The sequence below is a fragment of the Mycobacterium sp. IDUB_5 genome (assembly GCF_055419565.1).
In genome coordinates, this window is record NZ_JBVAXX010000007.1 from 378473 (window position 1) to 393724 (window position 15252).

Genomic DNA, 15252 nt, shown 5'->3' on the forward strand with positions numbered 1-15252 from the left:
ACACACTCTGCGGGACTGGGGTGACCGCGATCACGCGGAGGCAGGTTTTCCGGCATTGACGAGCGGGTAACTTCCGTCGCGACACGCTGAGAAGCCGGCAGCCGGAGGAGGAAGTCATGGCCACGAGGCCTCACAACGTCAGCGCCGACGATCCGTTCAACGAGGCGGTGGCCACGACCGGGCTGTTCTTGCTGATCTCGGCGATCATCGCGCTCGCATTCGCGCTCGCCAGCTGGGGTCTGTCGGAGACGCTGTTGGCCCTGCTGTCCGGGGCGGTCGCGCTGTTGAGCTTCGTGGCGAGCATGTTCTGCTTCACCTCGCAGGCGCGCGAACCTGCGCCCGTCGAGGTCTCCGCCTGACCCTCACCCGTGTAATCGCGCGGCGTCGATGCCGTATTGCGCGATCTTGCGATACAGAGTCGCCCGGCTCATCCCCAGATCCCGTGCCGCATCGGCCATCGTCGACGCGCCGTTGCTCAGCACCCTGACGATCTCCCCTCGTTCGAACGCTTCGATCCGCGAGAGCCGTCGGGTGTTGCCGGCCAGGACCTCCGACGGCAGGTGACCGACGTCGACAACGTCGGTTCGACTCACCGCATTGCGCACCACGGCAGCCAGCTGGTCGGCGTTGCCCGGCCATCCGTAGCTCTGCAAGGCACGCGCGGCGGGCGCGGTGAACGCGACGTCACGGCCGCGGGCCCGACGGGCGATGTGGGTCGCCAACGCCACCACGTCGTCCGCGCGTTCGCGCAGCGGCGGTACCTCGACCACCGTGTCGACCAGTCGAGCGAGCGGGGCGGGGATGTCGGTGAAGCGCTCGGCCGTCACCGCGAATGGCACCCCGGACTGTCCGCTCGCCTGAGCGACCAGGTCGCGGAGCCGCTCGGCCGCCCAGGCAGGCAACAAGTCCACGTCTCGGACGATCACCGCGGTGTGGGCCTTGCCCAGCTCCGGGGTCCACAGGCCGAGCCACGTCGGCACGTCGTCGGGCTCCGGCGCCCCCGCGGAGAGGATGCGATCCCGCGGATGCGCGCGGCGCGCCGCCTGGCCCAGCGCGGTGGCGCGGCCAGCCCCTGGCTCACCGATCGCGGCGACGATGTTGCCGGCGGACATCGCATCCGCGGCATGGGTCACCGCGGCGGCCCATGCCGGCCCCAGCGAGGTCGACGTCCCTGAACTCGGTTCCAGGCCAGGCACTTCGACGCGGAACACGTCACCGCGCGGCGTCGGCCGGACCCGCCGGCCCGAGTCCCGGGCCAGCATCATCGCCGCGGTGTTGCTGGCCGCGGACCGGGCCAGCGCGAGCAGAAGATCGGCCGACGAATCCGACCAGGTGGTGAGATTGACGCTGCCCTCGAGGCGGCCCGACGCAGGATCGAGCACCGGAACCGCCGCGCACGTGAACCGGTTGAGGCTCAACGCATAGTGCTGATCGGCGCGCACCAGCGTGGGTGCTCGATCCGCCAGCGCGAGCCCGAGTCCGTTGGTCCCGACATCGCGCTCCGAGTAGGCGAAACCAGGTGCGAGGTGCACGTCGTCGAGAGCCTGCTGCAGACTGCGGTCGCCGGACAGCCGCGACAGGACGACGCCCTCGGAGTCGGTGAGCATCAGGCTGATGGGCTCGTTGGCGAGGGTGCGGTGCAAGTCGCTCAGCACCGCATTGCCGCATTCGAAGAACAGCGAGCCGAGGTCCTCGGTACCGGTGAAGACCGGCTCGACCCCGTCGAGCGAGATGCCGTAGTCCTCGCTTCGCTGCCAGGAGGCAAGGAGACGGTGCGGCACCTGACCCCGCGACGGGGTGAGGGCGCCTACCCGCGCTGGCAGTCCGTCCGGCATGTGATCCACGTTACAAAATTTGCCCGCCTCCCGCTGTAGACGCAGGTGGGACGACGTCTCAGATTGAGACGCCGTGGATCTGCCCGAGCCCGAGGTCGCGGCCTAGCCTCGCTGACAGCGATGTGACAACCCTCACATCGGTCCGCTTGAAGGAGATCCATGTACACCAAGGACGGCAACAGCTACTTCATCGTCGACGCCCACATCGCGTTGTGGGACGCCCGGCCGGAGAACCAGCGCAACATCCACGGGAAACAGTTCATCGACTGCTTCTACGACTACCACCGAAACCTCTCTCCCGAGTCCGAGCTGTGGAGCTACGAGGACTACCTGTACCAGGGCGGCGACCGGTTGATGCGCGACCTGTTCGAGCTCGGCTACGTCGACCACGCGATCTTCCAGCCCGCACACCTCGGCGAGTTCTACTACAAGGGCTTCGGGCAGACCGCCGAAGCGTCCGACCTGGCCAAGGCGCATCCGGACAAGCTGACCTACAACCATCATTTCGACCCGCGCAACGGCGAGATGGGACTCGAGCAGCTGCGCCTGGACGCCGAGAAGTACAACCTGAAGGGCGTCAAGCTCTACACCGCCGAATGGCACGGTGAGTCCCGCGGCTGGAAGCTCGACGACCCGTGGGCCTACCGGTATTTCGAGGTCTGCCGCGAACTCGGCATCCGCAACATCCACGTCCACAAGGGACCGACGATCCGCCCGCTGGACCGTGACGCCTTCGACGTCGCCGACATCGACCACGTCGCCTCCGACTTCACCGACCTGAACTTCGTGGTCGAGCACTGCGGCCTGCCCCGGCTCGAGGACTTCTGCTGGATCGCCACCCAGGAACCCAACGTGTACGCCGGGCTCGCCGTGGCGATGCCGTTCATCCACACCCGCCCGAAGTACTTCGCGCAGATCATGGGTGAGCTCCTCTACTGGGTGGGCGAAGACCGGATCTTCTTCTCTTCCGACTACGCGCTGTGGACACCCAAGTGGCTCGTGGAAGCGTTCGTCGACTTCAACATCCCCGGCGACCTCGGCGAGTACCCGCAGATCTCCGTCGAGCAGAAGAAGAAGATCCTCGGCCTCAACGCCGCGAAGCTCTACGAGATCCCGGTCCCGGCCGAGCTGGCGCTGCCCGACGCCGACGAGCCGTCGGTCGGCCCGCGTGGCGCCGACGAGATGGCCAACGCATGAGCCGCGACACCGAGGCGATGGCCGCGCTGTCCGCCGTCGTCGATCCCGAACTCGACGAACCGATCACCGACCTGGGGTTTGTCCGCTCGCTAGTGGTGTCCCCGTCGGGCAACGTCAAGGTCAACCTGCGGCTGCCGACGTCGTTCTGCTCGCCGAACTTCGCCTACCTGATGGCATCGGACGCCAAAGACGTTCTCACCGAACTGGAGTGGACGCGGCAGGTGGTCGTCGAACTCGACGACCACCACGATTCGGACATCATCAACGCCGGCCTGGCCAGCGATGCGGGGTATCGCGGCACGTTCGGCCATGAGGCCGAGGATTCGCTCGACGATCTGCGGATGACGTTCAAGCGAAAGGCCCACACCGCGGCGATGGAGCGCTGCCTGACCGCGCTGCTGCGGTCCGACGCGTCCCGGTCGGAGGAGTCGATGGGATCGGTGCGCATCGGCGACCTGCCGGCCTGCACCGAGACCGAGGCGCTGTCGAACCGGCGGTCGGCACTCGGATTGTCCACCGCACCGGAGGAATTGGTGCTCGTCGACGAGTACGGACGTCCTTTCGAGGACGTACCGATGGCACTGCGACGGGCCCGCTCGACCCGCATCTCGATCGACGGCAACGCCCATTTCTGCCGCGGACTGCTGCGCACCCGCTACGGCGACGAGCCCGACACCTTCTTCCCCCTGTCCACCCTGATGCCCGATCTGCAAGGAGCCCACTGACATGTCCACCATGCGAGCCGTCCAGGTGGTCGGTTACCACCAGAACCTGGAGATGACCGAGCTGCCCGTGCCGACACCGTCGGGCCCGTTCGACGTCGTCGTCAAGATCGGCGGAGCCGGAGTGTGCCGCACCGACCTTCACATCCTCGAGGGCCAGTGGGCGGAGAAGTCGCAGGTGCAGCTGCCGTACACGATCGGTCACGAGAACGCGGGCTGGGTCGCGGCCGTCGGATCGGCAGTCACGAATGTCGCCGAGGGCGACAAGGTCATCGTGCATCCGCTGATCACCTGCGGGCTGTGCCGGGCGTGCCGGTCCGGTGACGACGTCCATTGCGAGGCAAACCAATTCCCGGGCATCGACACCAACGGCGGATATGCCGAATACCTGAAGACCTCGGCGCGCAGCGTCGTGCGTATCGACGACTCGCTGGAGCCCTCGGATGTCGCCGCGCTGGCCGATGCGGGCTTGACGGCGTATCACGCGGCCGCGAAGGCAGCCAAGCGGCTCGGGCCGCGAGACCGGGTCGTGGTGATCGGCGCAGGAGGCTTGGGCCACATCGGGATCCAGGTCCTCAAGGCGCTGTCACCTGCCGAGCTGATCGTCGTGGACCGAAACCCCGAGGCGCTCAAGCTCGCCGAGGCGATCGGAGCCGACCACGGGGTGGTGGCCGACGGCTCGCAGGTCGACCAGGTTCTGAGCCTCACCGGCGGCAACGGTGCCGAAGTGGTGGTCGACTTCGTCGGCGAAGGCGGAGCGACGGCCGAGGGGGTGGCCATGCTGCGCCGCGCGGGCGACTACCACGTCGTCGGATACGGCGAGAACATCGACGTTCCCACGATCGACATCATCTCGACGGAGATCAACTTCATCGGCAACCTGGTCGGCTCGTACAACGACCTGTGCGACCTGATGGCGCTGGCCGCCCGAGGCGCGGTGAACCTGCACACGCAGAAGTACGCGCTCGACGACTTCCAGTCCGCCATCACCGATCTCGACAACGGCAACGTCCGCGGCCGAGCCATCCTCATCCCGTAGAAAGGCGCGGTCCGCGTGATTTTCATTGTCGTGAAGTTCCGCCCCAAGCCCGAGCACGTCGAGGAGTTCCCGCAGCTGGTCGCCGGATTCACTCAGGCCACCCGAGACGAACCGGGCAACATGTGGTTCGAGTGGTCGCGCAGCCTCGACGACCCGTCCGAGTACGTCCTGGTCGAGGGGTTCCGCGACGGCGACGCCGGCAAGGCGCACGTCAGCGGCGAGCACTTCGAGAAGTTCGTCGCCGAGGCGCCGGGGTGGCTGGCATCGACGCCGCTGATCATCAGCCGTGAGATCGATGCGACCGGCTGGTCGGAGATGGGCGAGATGAAAGTCGGTTAGCGTCCGGCCATTCTCTTAAAAGGGTGACGCTACAGTCCGGCTGCGACCTGCCAAAGCTGTTCTAGTTCTGCACGATTGCCACGCAACGACGTGGGCACGACATCGGTGGCGCCAGCGTCGAGGTAAGCCCGCAGCCGGCGCGATACCGTTTCGGCGGTGCCGACGGCGGCCAGATCCGCCACGCCGTCGACTCCTTCACGGGCGATCACAGCTTGATACGACGGGATGGTCGCATAGAAGGCCAGTTCCTGCGCCGCATACGCGTGGGCCGCGTCGGTGTCGTCGTCGATCACTACGGGGACCATGGCGATGACCCGCGGTTGCGGACGACCGGCGTCGCTGGCTGCCTTCGCGATCGACGGGGCGATGAATTCGCCGATGGTTCGCGGCCCCGCCAGGTAGGGCAGGGTGCCGTCGGCCAGTTCGCCTGTGACGCGTAGCGCCTGCGGCCCCATCGCGGCCACGTAGATGGGCAGTGGCGCTCCCCCGGGTACGTCAACGGGCCACTCCGGACTGGCGGTGACCTCACTGCCGTGGAAATCCACGGCGCCGTCGTCGAAGATCGACCGCAGCACCGTCAGGTATTCGCGCAACCGCCGCACCGGCTTGTCGACGGTGATGCCAAATGCCTGAGATTCGACCGACGGGGCGCCGAGCCCGAGCCCGAGACTGAAATTGCCATGCGACGCGGCCTGGGCAGTTTGTGCGGCAGCCGCGACGATCAGCGGGTGCCGCGGGTTGATGGGCACCACCGACGTGCCCACTCCGAGCCCGGGCACCGCCGCCCCGATCAGTCCCGCAAGTGCAATAGCGTCATAGTCGACGCGCTGCGCGAGCCAGACCTCTCGGACGCCGGCATCGTAGGCGACCTGCGCCTGCGCTATCGCGTCGTCGATAAGGTTCGGTGCAGTCCGGTCCGGGGTCAGCACAACTCCATGAGGCATACCCCGGCCAACCCATCCGACGGTTGCAGATATTCCGAATGGAGTGCGGGCGGTGGGATTCGAACCCACATGTTCTTTCGAACACGGGCACCTAAAGCCCGCGCGTAAACCAGTTTCGCCACGCCCGCATCGGGTGCGATCGTACCAATCTTGACTTGTCAGACGCTGCACCTAGTTTTGCCTCAGGAGGTGGCGGTTCATGACCAGATCGGTCGAAGAGTTCGAGCAGGTCAGACGTCTCGTCGCGGCAGGGCTCAATGATTGTGCAATTGCCCGCCTCACCGGGGTTCCCCGCGGGACCGTTCGAGATTGGCGGCGCCAACCACCACCGAGCTTGATTCACGCAAATCCACGGTCGCCATGCGGAACGCTGCACGATTTCGACGCTCTGCCCGAGGGGGCATACGCATACCTTCTCGGGATCTACCTGGGCGACGGTTGGATCTCGCGAGGCCCTCGATCGTGGCGTCTGCGCATTGCCTGCGACACCAAATATCCCGCCATCATCGACCGATGCCGTCAGGCAATTGATGAAGTGATGCCGGGTCAAACCGCGTCCGTGGTGAAGAGGAAGAGCAACTGCGTCGACGTAAGGAGGTATTCGCAGCACTGGCCGTGCCTGCTGCCTCAGCACGGGCCGGGCCGTAAGCACAATCGGCGCATCGCGCTGGAACCGTGGCAGCAGGCAATCGTGGACAACGAGGCAGAGGAGTTCGTCCTCGGGCTCCTGCACAGTGACGGGTGCCGTGTCGTCGCGAACGATCGCGGTGCTTTCAGCGTGAGGTACCACTTCAGCAATCGGTCCGAGGACATCATCGGCTTGTTCACCGCTGCGCTCGATGTGCTCGAGATCCCATGGCGGCGATCCGACAAGTACGCGGTGTCCATCTGTCGCAAGGCGGCCACCGAGCGCCTCGATGAGTTCGTCGGGCCCAAGGACAGCGCGGTACCGTTGAGCAGTGTCCACTACGCGGCGTAGGAGGCCGGCGCTCATCCTGTTGGTGATCGCCGCTGCCTCGGGCTGCCTCGCGTTGGCGTGGTGGCAGTGGACACGCTTCGAATCGACCTCCGGCGACTTCCAGAACCTGGGATACGCGCTGCAGTGGCCGGCCTTCGCGGGCTTCTGCGTCTACGCCTACTTCAAGTTCGTCCGCTACGAGGACGCGCCGCCCACCCTGCAGAACACGGACGCGCCCACCGAGATCCCGGCGGGTCTGCTCCCCGAGCGCCCGAAGGCAGCGACCACCGAAGCCGATGTGACGCTGCGTGAGTACAACGCCTATCTAGCTCAACTCGCCAGAATCGATGGCGACGACAAGACAGGAACCGGTACGTGACCGCACCCGACTCGCCCTCGCCGATTGCTTCCGTCGACACCGTCCGCAAAGCCCTGACCGGCTACCGGGTCATGGCGTGGGCGACGGGCGTCTGGCTGATCGCGCTGTGCTACGAGATGGTGATGAAGTACGGCTTCGGCGACGACTCGCTGGGCTGGATCGCCGTCGTCCACGGCTGGGTGTACTTCGTCTACCTGCTCTTCACGGCCAACCTCGCGGTGAAGGTCCGCTGGCCGATCGCCAAAACCGTCGGCATCCTGCTGGCAGGCACGATCCCGCTAGTGGGCATCATCGTCGAGCATTTCCAGACGCAGAACATCAAGGACCAGTTCGGGCTGAGCTGAGTCAGACCAGCGCGCGCAGCGACGGCAGCAGCGCAGTCAGCGCACGGCCGCGGTGCGAGGCCGCGTCTTTTTCCTGCGGGGTGAGCTCGGCGGCCGTCCGATCCGAATCAACTGGCAGGAACACCGGGTCGTACCCGAACCCCCCGGCGCCGCGCGGCTCGCGGACCACGGTGCCGCGCCACTCCCCGCGCACCACCACGGCGTCAGCGTCGCCAGGCCCGTGAACCAGCGCACACGCGGACACGAACGCCGCCCCGCGACGCTCGTCGGGGACGTCGGCCAGCTGACCGAGCAGCAGCGCAGTGTTGGCGGCGTCGTCGCCGTGCCGGCCTGACCACCGCGCGCTCAGCACCCCCGGCATGCCGTTGAGCGCGTCGACTTCGATGCCGGAATCGTCGGCCACCGCCGGCAGGCCCGTCGCGGTGTAGGCGTCGCGCGCCTTGGCCAGAGCGTTCTCCTCGAATGTCGCGCCTGTCTCGGGCGCTTCGTCGAACGCGGCCACGTCGGCCAGCGACACCAGCGTCACACCGCCTACCCCGGCGGCATCGAGCACCCGCTGGAGTTCGGTCAGCTTCTTGAGGTTGCGAGTGGCAACCAGGAGCCGGGTCAGCTTCCGAACGCCTTCTTCGAAGGCTCGCCCGATTGGGGCAGCGTCCCGGGGTACGGCAACTCCAGCGCCTCCTGCTGGATCACGAACAGCTGATCGCAGGCGGCCATCGCGGCGTCGAGCATCTTGTCGAGAGTCGAGCGGGGGAACGTCGCGCCCTCGCCGGTGCCCTGGATCTCGACCAGCGTGCCGGTGTCCGTCGCGACCACGTTCATGTCGACTTCGGCGCGTGAATCCTCGGTATAGGGCAGGTCGACGCGGATACGGCCGTCGACGACGCCGACGCTGACCGCTGCGATCGCACAGGACAGCGGTCGCGGGTCCTTGAGTTTGCCGGCGGCGGCCAGGTAGGTCACGGCGTCTGACAGCGCGACGTAGGCGCCGGTGATGGCAGCGGTGCGGGTGCCGCCGTCAGCCTGCAGGACATCGCAGTCGATGGCGATCGTGTTTTCCCCCAGCGCAGCCAGGTCGATGCAGGCACGCAGCGAACGCCCGACCAGGCGGCTGATCTCCTGGGTGCGCCCGCCCACGCGGCCCTTCACCGACTCGCGGTCGGAACGATCGTGGGTGGCTGCGGGCAGCATCGCGTACTCCGCGGTCAGCCAGCCCTGGCCGGAGCCCTTGCGCCACCGCGGAACGCCCTCGGTCACGCTCGCGGTGCACATGACCCGCGTCTGCCCGAACTCGACCAGCACCGATCCCGCCGGGTGGGTGGTGAAGCCGCGGGTCAGGGTGACGGGGCGAAGCTCGTCGTCGAGCCGGCCGTCTTCTCGTCTGGACACGGGCCAACCCTAGCCGGTCGCCAAGACCGCGCCGAGATCGACGTAATGGCGGGCGCCTCTCGCACAAACCCGCCCAAATGTCGGTTTGGGCGATAAGGGGTCAGATGTCGAATGCCTCGTTGGCCACGACGGCGTGCACCGGACCGTCGAACTCCGCCTTCGCCTCGCTGATGACGTCTTCGCGCGACGTCCACGGCGGGATGTGGGTCAGCAGCAGCTCGCGGACCCCCGCGCGGGCGGCCGCGCGACCGGCCTCGGTGCCCGAGAGATGCAACCGCGGTGGACGGCTCGGGTCGTGTGTCCACGACGCCTCGCACAGGAACACGTCGGCGCCGCGGGCCAGGTCGATGAGCGCGTCGCAGTAGCCGGTGTCCCCGCTGTAGACGAGCGTGGCGCCCGACGGGTCGGTGATGCGCATGCCGTAGGACTCCGTCGGGTGGCAGACCAGGCGCGGCACGATCGTCAGCGCTCCGATCTGGACGGCCTGGTTGTCCACCCAGTGCCGGATGTCGAAGATGTCGGTGAAGTCGTCGATCTCGCCACCTTCTGGCGACGACGCAGAACCGAGACGCGCCCACGTGTTGGCCGGACCGTAGACGACACCGCGTTCGGTGGCCGGGCTCGGGTGATAGCGACGCCAGACGAACAAGCCGGGCAGATCCAGGCAGTGATCGGCGTGCAGATGCGACAACAGGACGTGCACCGAATTCGGATCCGCGTGGCGCTGAAGAGCACCGAGAACGCCGCCACCGAAGTCGAGGACCAGCGGCGGAGTATCGGGCGCGGTCACCAGATAACCGGACGCGGGCGAATCAGGTCCGACCACACTGCCGGAACACCCCAGTACGGTGACTCGCACGCCCACTAGCTTGCCATGCCCACCAGCGCTATGCGGAAAACATCGCCGCTTTCCGCGACCGAGATCATGTCCGTGTTCCGGCGTGACCCTGGACATGGCGCACACCGTCGAGGGAGGGCCCCAGGAAACGCGCCGCCAACCGCGTGAACGCCTCCGGATCGCCGGTCGCCTCGAACACCCGTCGCGGCGCCGGCGCACCATCACCCGGGTGCGGCCGCAGCAGGTCGCGCTCGGTGAGCACCCGTAACAGATCCTTTGCTGTTTCCTCGGCACTCGACACCAACGTCACGTCCTGGCCCATCGCCAGCTGGATGAGGCCTGACAGCATCGGGTAGTGCGTGCAGCCCAGGACCAGGGTGTCGACCTGTGCCTGTTGCAGTGGTTCGAGGTAGCCCTCGGCCAGGCCGAGGACCTGCCGCCCGCTGGTGACACCACGCTCGACGAAGTCGACGAAGCGCGGGCAGGCCACCGAGAACACCTCGAGGTCGCGTGCGGCGGCGAACGCGTCCTGGTAGGCGCCCGACGCGATGGTCGCGGCTGTGCCGATGACACCCACCCGGCCGGTGCGCGTGGTGCTGACGGCTCGCCGGACGGCGGGCAGGATGACCTCGACGACGGGAATCGGCGCGTACCGCTCGCGCGCGTCCCGTAGGCAGGCCGACGACGCGGTGTTGCACGCGATCACCAACGCCTTGATGCCTCGCTCGGCGAGGTCGTCACCGATGGCGAGTGCGTGCTCACGGATCTGCGGAACCGTGAGAGGGCCATAGGGTCCGTTGGCCGTGTCGCCGACGTAGACGATCTCCTCGTCGGGCAGCTGGTCGATGATCGCGCGGGCCACGGTCAGGCCGCCGACCCCGGAATCGAAGATCCCGATCGGCAGATCCGCGCTCATCGGGACAGGTAGGGCGGAGCGGGGGCGCCCTTGCCGATGGCGCGAGTGCGCCGCTCCGGGCCGGACAGGAGGTACGCCGCGAGCACCCCGGCCAGCGCACCGCACAGATGGCCCTGCCAGGAGACGCCGAACGTGCCAGGCAGGACGCCGAGCAGCACGCTGCCGTAGAAGAACAGAACGACGACGCCGACGACGATCTGCCACACCTTGCGGGTGAAGAAGCCGAACACGATCAGGAAGGTGAGCCAGCCGAAGATCAGGCCGGACGCGCCGATGTGATTGGTCTCGCAGCGCACACCGACGTAAGGGCACTGGGCACCGATGTTGCCGATCAGCCAGGTGCCCAGGCCGCCGACGAGCCAGATGATCGCGGTGGCGAACAGAAACCGCGACAGCCCCGCCAACGTCATCAGGAACCCGAGGACCAACGCCGGAACGGTGTTGGCCATCAGGTGTTCCCAGTTCGAGTGCAGCAGAGGGGCGAACAGGATTCCCGCCAGACCGTCGGTTTCCAGCGGTCGAATTCCATTGCTGTCCAAGCGATGTCCGCTCACGGCATCGAATGCTTCGATGACCCAAAGCATGACGACGAACGACACGATGGTGAGCCCACCGACGAGCCAGCCGGGACGTTGCCGCCCCGCGGTCGGGCCGGGGCTTCCGCCGGTGCCCGTCATGCCCATAGTTGCCCTTCCAGCGCGTCTTCTGCGTCGTCCAGGCTACCGGCGTAGGCACCGGTGGACAGATACTTCCACCCGGCATCACACACGGTGAAGGCGATGTCGGCGCGCTCCCCCGCCTTGACGGCCTTGGCCGCCATGCCGAGTGCTGCGTGCAGGATCGCGCCGGTGGAGATACCCGCGAAGATGCCCTCCACCTGGATGAGCTCACGGGTACGGCGCACCGCGTCGAAGGACCCGACCGCGAACCGGGTGGTCAGCACGTCGGGGTCGTAGAGCTCGGGGATGAAGCCCTCGTCGATGTTGCGCAGCGCGTACACCCCTTCGCCGTACCGGGGTTCGGCGGCGACGATCTGCACTCCCGGCACGTTCTCGCGCAGGAACCGACCCGTGCCCATCAGGGTGCCGGTGGTGCCGAGCCCCGCCACGAAGTGCGTGATCTCGGGGAGGTCCGCCAGCAGTTCCGGGCCGGTGCCCTCGTAGTGCGCCATGGCGTTGGCGGGGTTGCCGTACTGGTAGAGCATCACCCACGAAGGGTTCTGTGCAGCAAGCTCTTTGGCGTGCGCGACCGCGGTGTTGGAGCCACCCTCGGCCGGTGAGTAGATGATCCGCGCGCCGTAGAGCTCGAGCAGTTGGCGGCGCTCGATGGAGGTGTTCTCCGGCATCACGCAGATCATGTTGTAGCCCTTGAGCAGAGCCGCCATCGCCAGCGAGATGCCGGTGTTGCCGCTCGTCGGTTCCAGGATCGTCGCACCCGGTTGGAGCCGACCCTCGCGCTCCGCCTCCTCGATCATGCGCAGTGCCGGCCGGTCCTTGATGGACCCCGTCGGATTGCGGTCCTCGAGTTTGGCCCACAGGCGCACGTGCGGATCGCCATCCCACGCCGGCGAGAGCCGCGGCAGTCCCACCAGCGGGGTGCTGCCGAGCGCCTGCAGCAGAGAGTCGTACCTCATCAGCCTCCTGCCACGGCCGGCAGGATCGTCACCGAATCACCGTCGGAGATCTCGGTGTTCAAGCCGCCGGAGAACCGCACGTCCTCGTCGTTGACGTAGATGTTGACGAACCGGTGCAGCTTGCCTGGATTGGCGGGGTCGACCAGCCGTTCGGTGATCCCCGAGTAGTTGGCTTCCAGATCGTCGATCACCGCCTGCAGGGTCGTCCCGGAGGCGGACACCCGCTTCTCGCCGCCGGTGTGGGTGCGCAGGATCGTCGGGATGGACACGGTGACGGACATGGCAGGGCTCCTCGGTTCTCGGGTTGTCTGGCGTCAGTACTGCTCGACGACGGTGACGGGTTCTTCGGTGACCACGCCGTCCACGATGCGGTAGCTCCGCAGCTCGTGCTCGTCGGGATCGCGCGTCGACACCAGCACGTAGTGGGCGTCCGGTTCGGAGGCGTAGGAGATGTCGGTGCGGCTCGGGTACGCCTCGGTGGCGGTGTGCGAGTGGTAGATCACGATGGGCGCCTCGTCGGCGTCGTCCATGGCCCGCCACACCTTCAGCTGCTCGCCGGAGTCGAACCGGTAGAAGGTCGGCGACCTCTCGGCGTTGACCATCGCGATGAACCGCTCAGGTCGGTCGGACCCCTCCGGGCCGGCGATCACCCCGCACGCCTCGTCAGGGTGGTCGGCGCGTGCATGATCGACCATCTCCGCCACCAGGTCAGCACGAATCGTCAGCACCCGCTCTCCTTCACTCGAACGCTCCGGGCAACAGCCCACGGTAGGTCGGTATTCCGGCGACGCCCTCGGCGGCCAGGACCCCGGCCAGCACCGCGCTGGCCAGCACGTCGGCCGCGGCCGCGCCGACCGCCGTCATCAGCGGCACCTCCGGAGACATCGACGCCGGGAGCTGTGTCGACGAGGCGGGGCCGGGCTCGACCTCGACGGCACCGGTGGCCAGCGCGAACACCGTGTCACCGTCCAGCGGCGTGTGGCACGGCCGGATCGTGCGCGCCAGCCCGTCCTGCGCGGCGACGGCGACGCGGCGGCAGGCCGCCTTGCTCAGCGCCGCGTCCGTGGCCACGACCGCGATCGTGGTGTTGAGCGGGCCGAGCTCGCCGTGCCGGTCCGCGTAGGCGGCGATCTGGTCGGCCGGCGGCGCCACCAGGCCGAACTCCTCGATGAGGTCGGCCTGCCAGGGCAGCCCGGTGGCCGGATCGACGACGTCGCCCGCCGAGTTGACGACGACCAGCGCGCCGACGGTGACGCCGATGTCGAGCGTCACCGACGCGGTCCCGACGCCGCCCTTGAGCACCCCTGCCCGCGCCCCGACACCCGCGCCGACGGTACCGATGGCGGTGTCAGCGGCAGCCGCGGCGGCCGCGGAAAAGCCGAAGTCCGCGGTCGGCCGGCATTGCCAACCGCCTACGGGCAGGTCGAAGATCACCGCGGCGGGCACGATCGGCACCACCCCGCCCGTCATCGCGACGCCGCGCTGCTGCTCTTCCAGCCACGTCATCACGCCGTCGGCGGCGGCGAGCCCGAAGGCGCTGCCACCGGTCAGGACGACCGCGTCGACGTGCCGCACCGAATTGCTGGGGTCCAGCAGATCGGTCTCGCGGGTGCCCGGCGCTCCACCACGGCCGTCGACTGCGCCGACCGTGCCCGGCGGGGTCAGCACGACGGTGGTTCCTGTCGCCCAGCCCGAACCCAGCGCGGCATCGGAGTCGATTGCATGGTGGTGCCCGACGCGGATGCCGCCGACGTCGGTGATCGCGCCCGGCATCAGCGCCCCGTCCCCATCAGGCTGACGACCAGGTAGTCCTGCAGAACCGTGAGCCACTGGTAGACGTCGAGGTGTCCGGCCATCGGATGGTCACCGGGCAGCCGGTCGGGTCCATCAGGGCCGATCTCGAGCATGGTGCCCAGCGCCAGTCGGACGTCGTTGACCGCCGAGACCCATGCCTGCGCGTCGTCCTCGGACAGCTCGAACTTCCCGCCGCCGGTGGGAATCGTCGCCAGCAGGCGACCCGCCGCGGTGCGCTTGGCGTCGAGGATTTCGGGCTCGTGCAGACTGCGCAACGCGCTGTTGAGACTCTCGGCCGGACCGGATCCGGCGGGGTGGTCGGTCGCCGGCTTGTAGAAGTCGGGAAGCAGCCGCTTCATCGTATCGTCTTGCGGCGCAGTCGAATTACCGGTGCGAATGCCCGTGATCTCGGCGAGCTCGTCGACCGGCGCCGATGCAGCACGCTCGTCGAGCATGTCGAGTAGCGACGTCACCAGACTGGAGAGCAGGTCGGCCTCGTGAGCGGCCAGTGCCGACCGGAACCGTGGGCCGTCACCGCCGTCGACCCTCTTCCATTTACGCACAGCCGGGTCAGCGGTCCTGTTGCAGTGTCGCCCACAACCCGGCGGCGTGAAGCTTGGACACGTCGACCTCCATGGATTCCCGGGTGCCGGCGGAGACCACGGCTTTACCCTCGTTGTGCACCTGCAGCATCAGCTTGGTGGCGTGCGACTCGCTGTAGCCGAACAGCTTCTGCAAGACGTAGGTCACATACGTCATCAGGTTCACCGGGTCGTCCCAGACGATCGTGACCCACGGGGTGTCCGCGGCGGCATCGGAGCTCACCTCGCGTTCTACGGAGGTATCCGGTCGTGCCTTCGCCGGCGTCACCATGCGGGCCAGAATACCGGGGTCCTCCCCCGGCTCCGAACCGATACGGTTGGGC

Annotated in this window: 21 protein-coding genes and 1 tRNA gene; 8 read left to right on the plus strand and 14 right to left on the minus strand. The window is 67.7% G+C overall.

Features of this window, described 5'->3' with window-relative positions; genetic code table 11:
* Positions 1 to 116 precede the first annotated feature (116 nt).
* Positions 117 to 359 carry a hypothetical protein gene (locus ACZY1G_RS24290; RefSeq protein WP_463817697.1) on the plus strand — a complete coding sequence of 81 codons (243 nt, stop codon included), beginning with the start codon at positions 117 to 119 and terminating at the stop codon, positions 357 to 359.
* 3 nt (positions 360 to 362) lie between these two features.
* Here ACZY1G_RS24290 and ACZY1G_RS24295 read toward each other — a convergent pair whose 3' ends face one another.
* Positions 363 to 1835, minus strand: a complete 1473-nt coding sequence (locus tag ACZY1G_RS24295) for an AAA-type ATPase lid domain-containing protein (RefSeq protein ID WP_463823830.1) — start codon at positions 1833 to 1835, stop codon at positions 363 to 365.
* Between the two features lie 159 nt (positions 1836 to 1994).
* Here ACZY1G_RS24295 and ACZY1G_RS24300 point away from each other — a divergent pair, with 159 nt between their 5' ends.
* Genes ACZY1G_RS24300 through ACZY1G_RS24315 form a run of 4 tightly spaced genes read left to right on the plus strand, consistent with a single transcriptional unit; the run spans position 1995 to position 5132 of the window.
* Complete coding sequence (locus ACZY1G_RS24300; RefSeq protein ID WP_463823831.1) at positions 1995 to 3032, plus strand: amidohydrolase family protein; 1038 nt, start codon at positions 1995 to 1997, stop codon at positions 3030 to 3032.
* Positions 3029 to 3757, plus strand: a complete 729-nt coding sequence (locus ACZY1G_RS24305; RefSeq protein WP_463817702.1) for an iron-sulfur cluster assembly protein — start codon at positions 3029 to 3031, stop codon at positions 3755 to 3757. Before ACZY1G_RS24300 ends, ACZY1G_RS24305 begins: the two co-directional genes overlap by 4 nt.
* A gap of 10 nt (positions 3758 to 3767) precedes the next feature.
* On the plus strand, positions 3768 to 4793 hold the full coding sequence (locus tag ACZY1G_RS24310) for an NAD(P)-dependent alcohol dehydrogenase (protein ID WP_463817779.1): 1026 nt from the start codon (positions 3768 to 3770) through the stop codon (positions 4791 to 4793).
* A 15-nt stretch (positions 4794 to 4808) separates the two neighbouring features.
* Positions 4809 to 5132, plus strand: a complete 324-nt coding sequence (locus tag ACZY1G_RS24315; protein WP_463817704.1) for a putative quinol monooxygenase — start codon at positions 4809 to 4811, stop codon at positions 5130 to 5132.
* Positions 5133 to 5161: 29 nt separating this feature from the next.
* On the opposite strand, the gene ACZY1G_RS24320 is transcribed toward ACZY1G_RS24315, so the two are convergent.
* The gene (locus ACZY1G_RS24320) at positions 5162 to 6076 is read right to left on the minus strand and encodes an LLM class F420-dependent oxidoreductase (protein ID WP_463823832.1); all 915 of its coding nucleotides are present in this window, start codon (positions 6074 to 6076) and stop codon (positions 5162 to 5164) included.
* Between the two features lie 44 nt (positions 6077 to 6120).
* Positions 6121 to 6204 (minus strand) — tRNA-Leu (locus ACZY1G_RS24325).
* A 431-nt stretch (positions 6205 to 6635) separates the two neighbouring features.
* Here ACZY1G_RS24325 and ACZY1G_RS24330 point away from each other — a divergent pair.
* From ACZY1G_RS24330 to ACZY1G_RS24340, 3 genes are read left to right on the plus strand one after another with little or no spacing between them, the layout of a single operon-like run.
* A complete protein-coding gene (locus ACZY1G_RS24330) occupies positions 6636 to 7055 on the plus strand; it encodes a hypothetical protein (RefSeq protein ID WP_463823833.1) in 420 nt (139 codons plus the stop codon).
* Positions 7036 to 7413 (plus strand): hypothetical protein, encoded by a 378-nt coding sequence (locus ACZY1G_RS24335; protein ID WP_463817707.1) that lies wholly within the window; start codon positions 7036 to 7038, stop codon positions 7411 to 7413. Before ACZY1G_RS24330 ends, ACZY1G_RS24335 begins: the two co-directional genes overlap by 20 nt.
* On the plus strand, positions 7410 to 7757 hold the full coding sequence (locus ACZY1G_RS24340) for a DUF3817 domain-containing protein (RefSeq protein WP_463817708.1): 348 nt from the start codon (positions 7410 to 7412) through the stop codon (positions 7755 to 7757). The genes ACZY1G_RS24335 and ACZY1G_RS24340 overlap by 4 nt, the downstream gene beginning before the upstream one ends.
* A 1-nt stretch (position 7758) precedes the next feature.
* Here ACZY1G_RS24340 and rdgB read toward each other — a convergent pair whose 3' ends face one another.
* The 11 genes from rdgB to clpS form a co-directional block, all read right to left on the minus strand.
* Positions 7759 to 8367 carry an RdgB/HAM1 family non-canonical purine NTP pyrophosphatase gene (gene rdgB / locus ACZY1G_RS24345; protein WP_463823859.1) on the minus strand — a complete coding sequence of 203 codons (609 nt, stop codon included), beginning with the start codon at positions 8365 to 8367 and terminating at the stop codon, positions 7759 to 7761.
* Positions 8364 to 9146 (minus strand): ribonuclease PH, encoded by a 783-nt coding sequence (gene rph / locus ACZY1G_RS24350; RefSeq protein WP_463817710.1) that lies wholly within the window; start codon positions 9144 to 9146, stop codon positions 8364 to 8366. The genes rdgB and rph overlap by 4 nt, the downstream gene beginning before the upstream one ends.
* A gap of 100 nt (positions 9147 to 9246) precedes the next feature.
* The gene (locus tag ACZY1G_RS24355; RefSeq protein ID WP_463817712.1) at positions 9247 to 10011 is read right to left on the minus strand and encodes a cyclic nucleotide-degrading phosphodiesterase; all 765 of its coding nucleotides are present in this window, start codon (positions 10009 to 10011) and stop codon (positions 9247 to 9249) included.
* Between the two features lie 58 nt (positions 10012 to 10069).
* Positions 10070 to 10900 (minus strand): glutamate racemase, encoded by an 831-nt coding sequence (gene murI / locus ACZY1G_RS24360; RefSeq protein ID WP_463823834.1) that lies wholly within the window; start codon positions 10898 to 10900, stop codon positions 10070 to 10072.
* On the minus strand, positions 10897 to 11583 hold the full coding sequence (locus ACZY1G_RS24365; protein ID WP_463823835.1) for a rhomboid family intramembrane serine protease: 687 nt from the start codon (positions 11581 to 11583) through the stop codon (positions 10897 to 10899). The genes murI and ACZY1G_RS24365 overlap by 4 nt, the downstream gene beginning before the upstream one ends.
* Positions 11574 to 12536 carry a PLP-dependent cysteine synthase family protein gene (locus ACZY1G_RS24370; RefSeq protein WP_463817783.1) on the minus strand — a complete coding sequence of 321 codons (963 nt, stop codon included), beginning with the start codon at positions 12534 to 12536 and terminating at the stop codon, positions 11574 to 11576. Before ACZY1G_RS24370 ends, ACZY1G_RS24365 begins: the two co-directional genes overlap by 10 nt.
* Positions 12533 to 12814, minus strand: a complete 282-nt coding sequence (locus ACZY1G_RS24375) for a MoaD/ThiS family protein (protein ID WP_463817715.1) — start codon at positions 12812 to 12814, stop codon at positions 12533 to 12535. The genes ACZY1G_RS24370 and ACZY1G_RS24375 overlap by 4 nt, the downstream gene beginning before the upstream one ends.
* A 33-nt stretch (positions 12815 to 12847) precedes the next feature.
* The gene (locus tag ACZY1G_RS24380) at positions 12848 to 13261 is read right to left on the minus strand and encodes a M67 family metallopeptidase (protein WP_463823836.1); all 414 of its coding nucleotides are present in this window, start codon (positions 13259 to 13261) and stop codon (positions 12848 to 12850) included.
* A 10-nt stretch (positions 13262 to 13271) separates the two neighbouring features.
* Entirely contained in the window at positions 13272 to 14306 is a 1035-nt protein-coding gene (locus ACZY1G_RS24385; RefSeq protein ID WP_463817718.1) for a P1 family peptidase, read from the minus strand.
* The gene (aosR, locus tag ACZY1G_RS24390; protein WP_463817720.1) at positions 14306 to 14890 is read right to left on the minus strand and encodes an oxidative stress transcriptional regulator AosR; all 585 of its coding nucleotides are present in this window, start codon (positions 14888 to 14890) and stop codon (positions 14306 to 14308) included. Before aosR ends, ACZY1G_RS24385 begins: the two co-directional genes overlap by 1 nt.
* Before the next feature lie 7 nt (positions 14891 to 14897).
* A complete protein-coding gene (clpS, locus tag ACZY1G_RS24395) occupies positions 14898 to 15200 on the minus strand; it encodes an ATP-dependent Clp protease adapter ClpS (RefSeq protein WP_463817721.1) in 303 nt (100 codons plus the stop codon).
* Between the last annotated feature and the right edge of the window lie 52 nt (positions 15201 to 15252).

Excerpts from the sequence above, each read along its gene's own strand:
- ACZY1G_RS24290 (WP_463817697.1), top strand. The coding sequence starts at position 117 with ATGGCCACGAGGCCTCACAACGTCAGCGCCGACGATCCGTTCAACGAG.
- ACZY1G_RS24295 (WP_463823830.1), bottom strand. The coding sequence starts at position 1,835 with ATGCCGGACGGACTGCCAGCGCGGGTAGGCGCCCTCACCCCGTCGCGG.
- ACZY1G_RS24300 (WP_463823831.1), top strand. The coding sequence starts at position 1,995 with ATGTACACCAAGGACGGCAACAGCTACTTCATCGTCGACGCCCACATC.
- ACZY1G_RS24305 (WP_463817702.1), top strand. The coding sequence starts at position 3,029 with ATGAGCCGCGACACCGAGGCGATGGCCGCGCTGTCCGCCGTCGTCGAT.
- ACZY1G_RS24310 (WP_463817779.1), top strand. The coding sequence starts at position 3,768 with ATGCGAGCCGTCCAGGTGGTCGGTTACCACCAGAACCTGGAGATGACC.
- ACZY1G_RS24320 (WP_463823832.1), bottom strand. The coding sequence starts at position 6,076 with ATGCCTCATGGAGTTGTGCTGACCCCGGACCGGACTGCACCGAACCTT.
- murI (WP_463823834.1), bottom strand. The coding sequence starts at position 10,900 with ATGAGCGCGGATCTGCCGATCGGGATCTTCGATTCCGGGGTCGGCGGC.
- ACZY1G_RS24365 (WP_463823835.1), bottom strand. The coding sequence starts at position 11,583 with ATGGGCATGACGGGCACCGGCGGAAGCCCCGGCCCGACCGCGGGGCGG.
- ACZY1G_RS24375 (WP_463817715.1), bottom strand. The coding sequence starts at position 12,814 with ATGTCCGTCACCGTGTCCATCCCGACGATCCTGCGCACCCACACCGGC.
- ACZY1G_RS24385 (WP_463817718.1), bottom strand. The coding sequence starts at position 14,306 with ATGCCGGGCGCGATCACCGACGTCGGCGGCATCCGCGTCGGGCACCAC.
- clpS (WP_463817721.1), bottom strand. The coding sequence starts at position 15,200 with ATGGTGACGCCGGCGAAGGCACGACCGGATACCTCCGTAGAACGCGAG.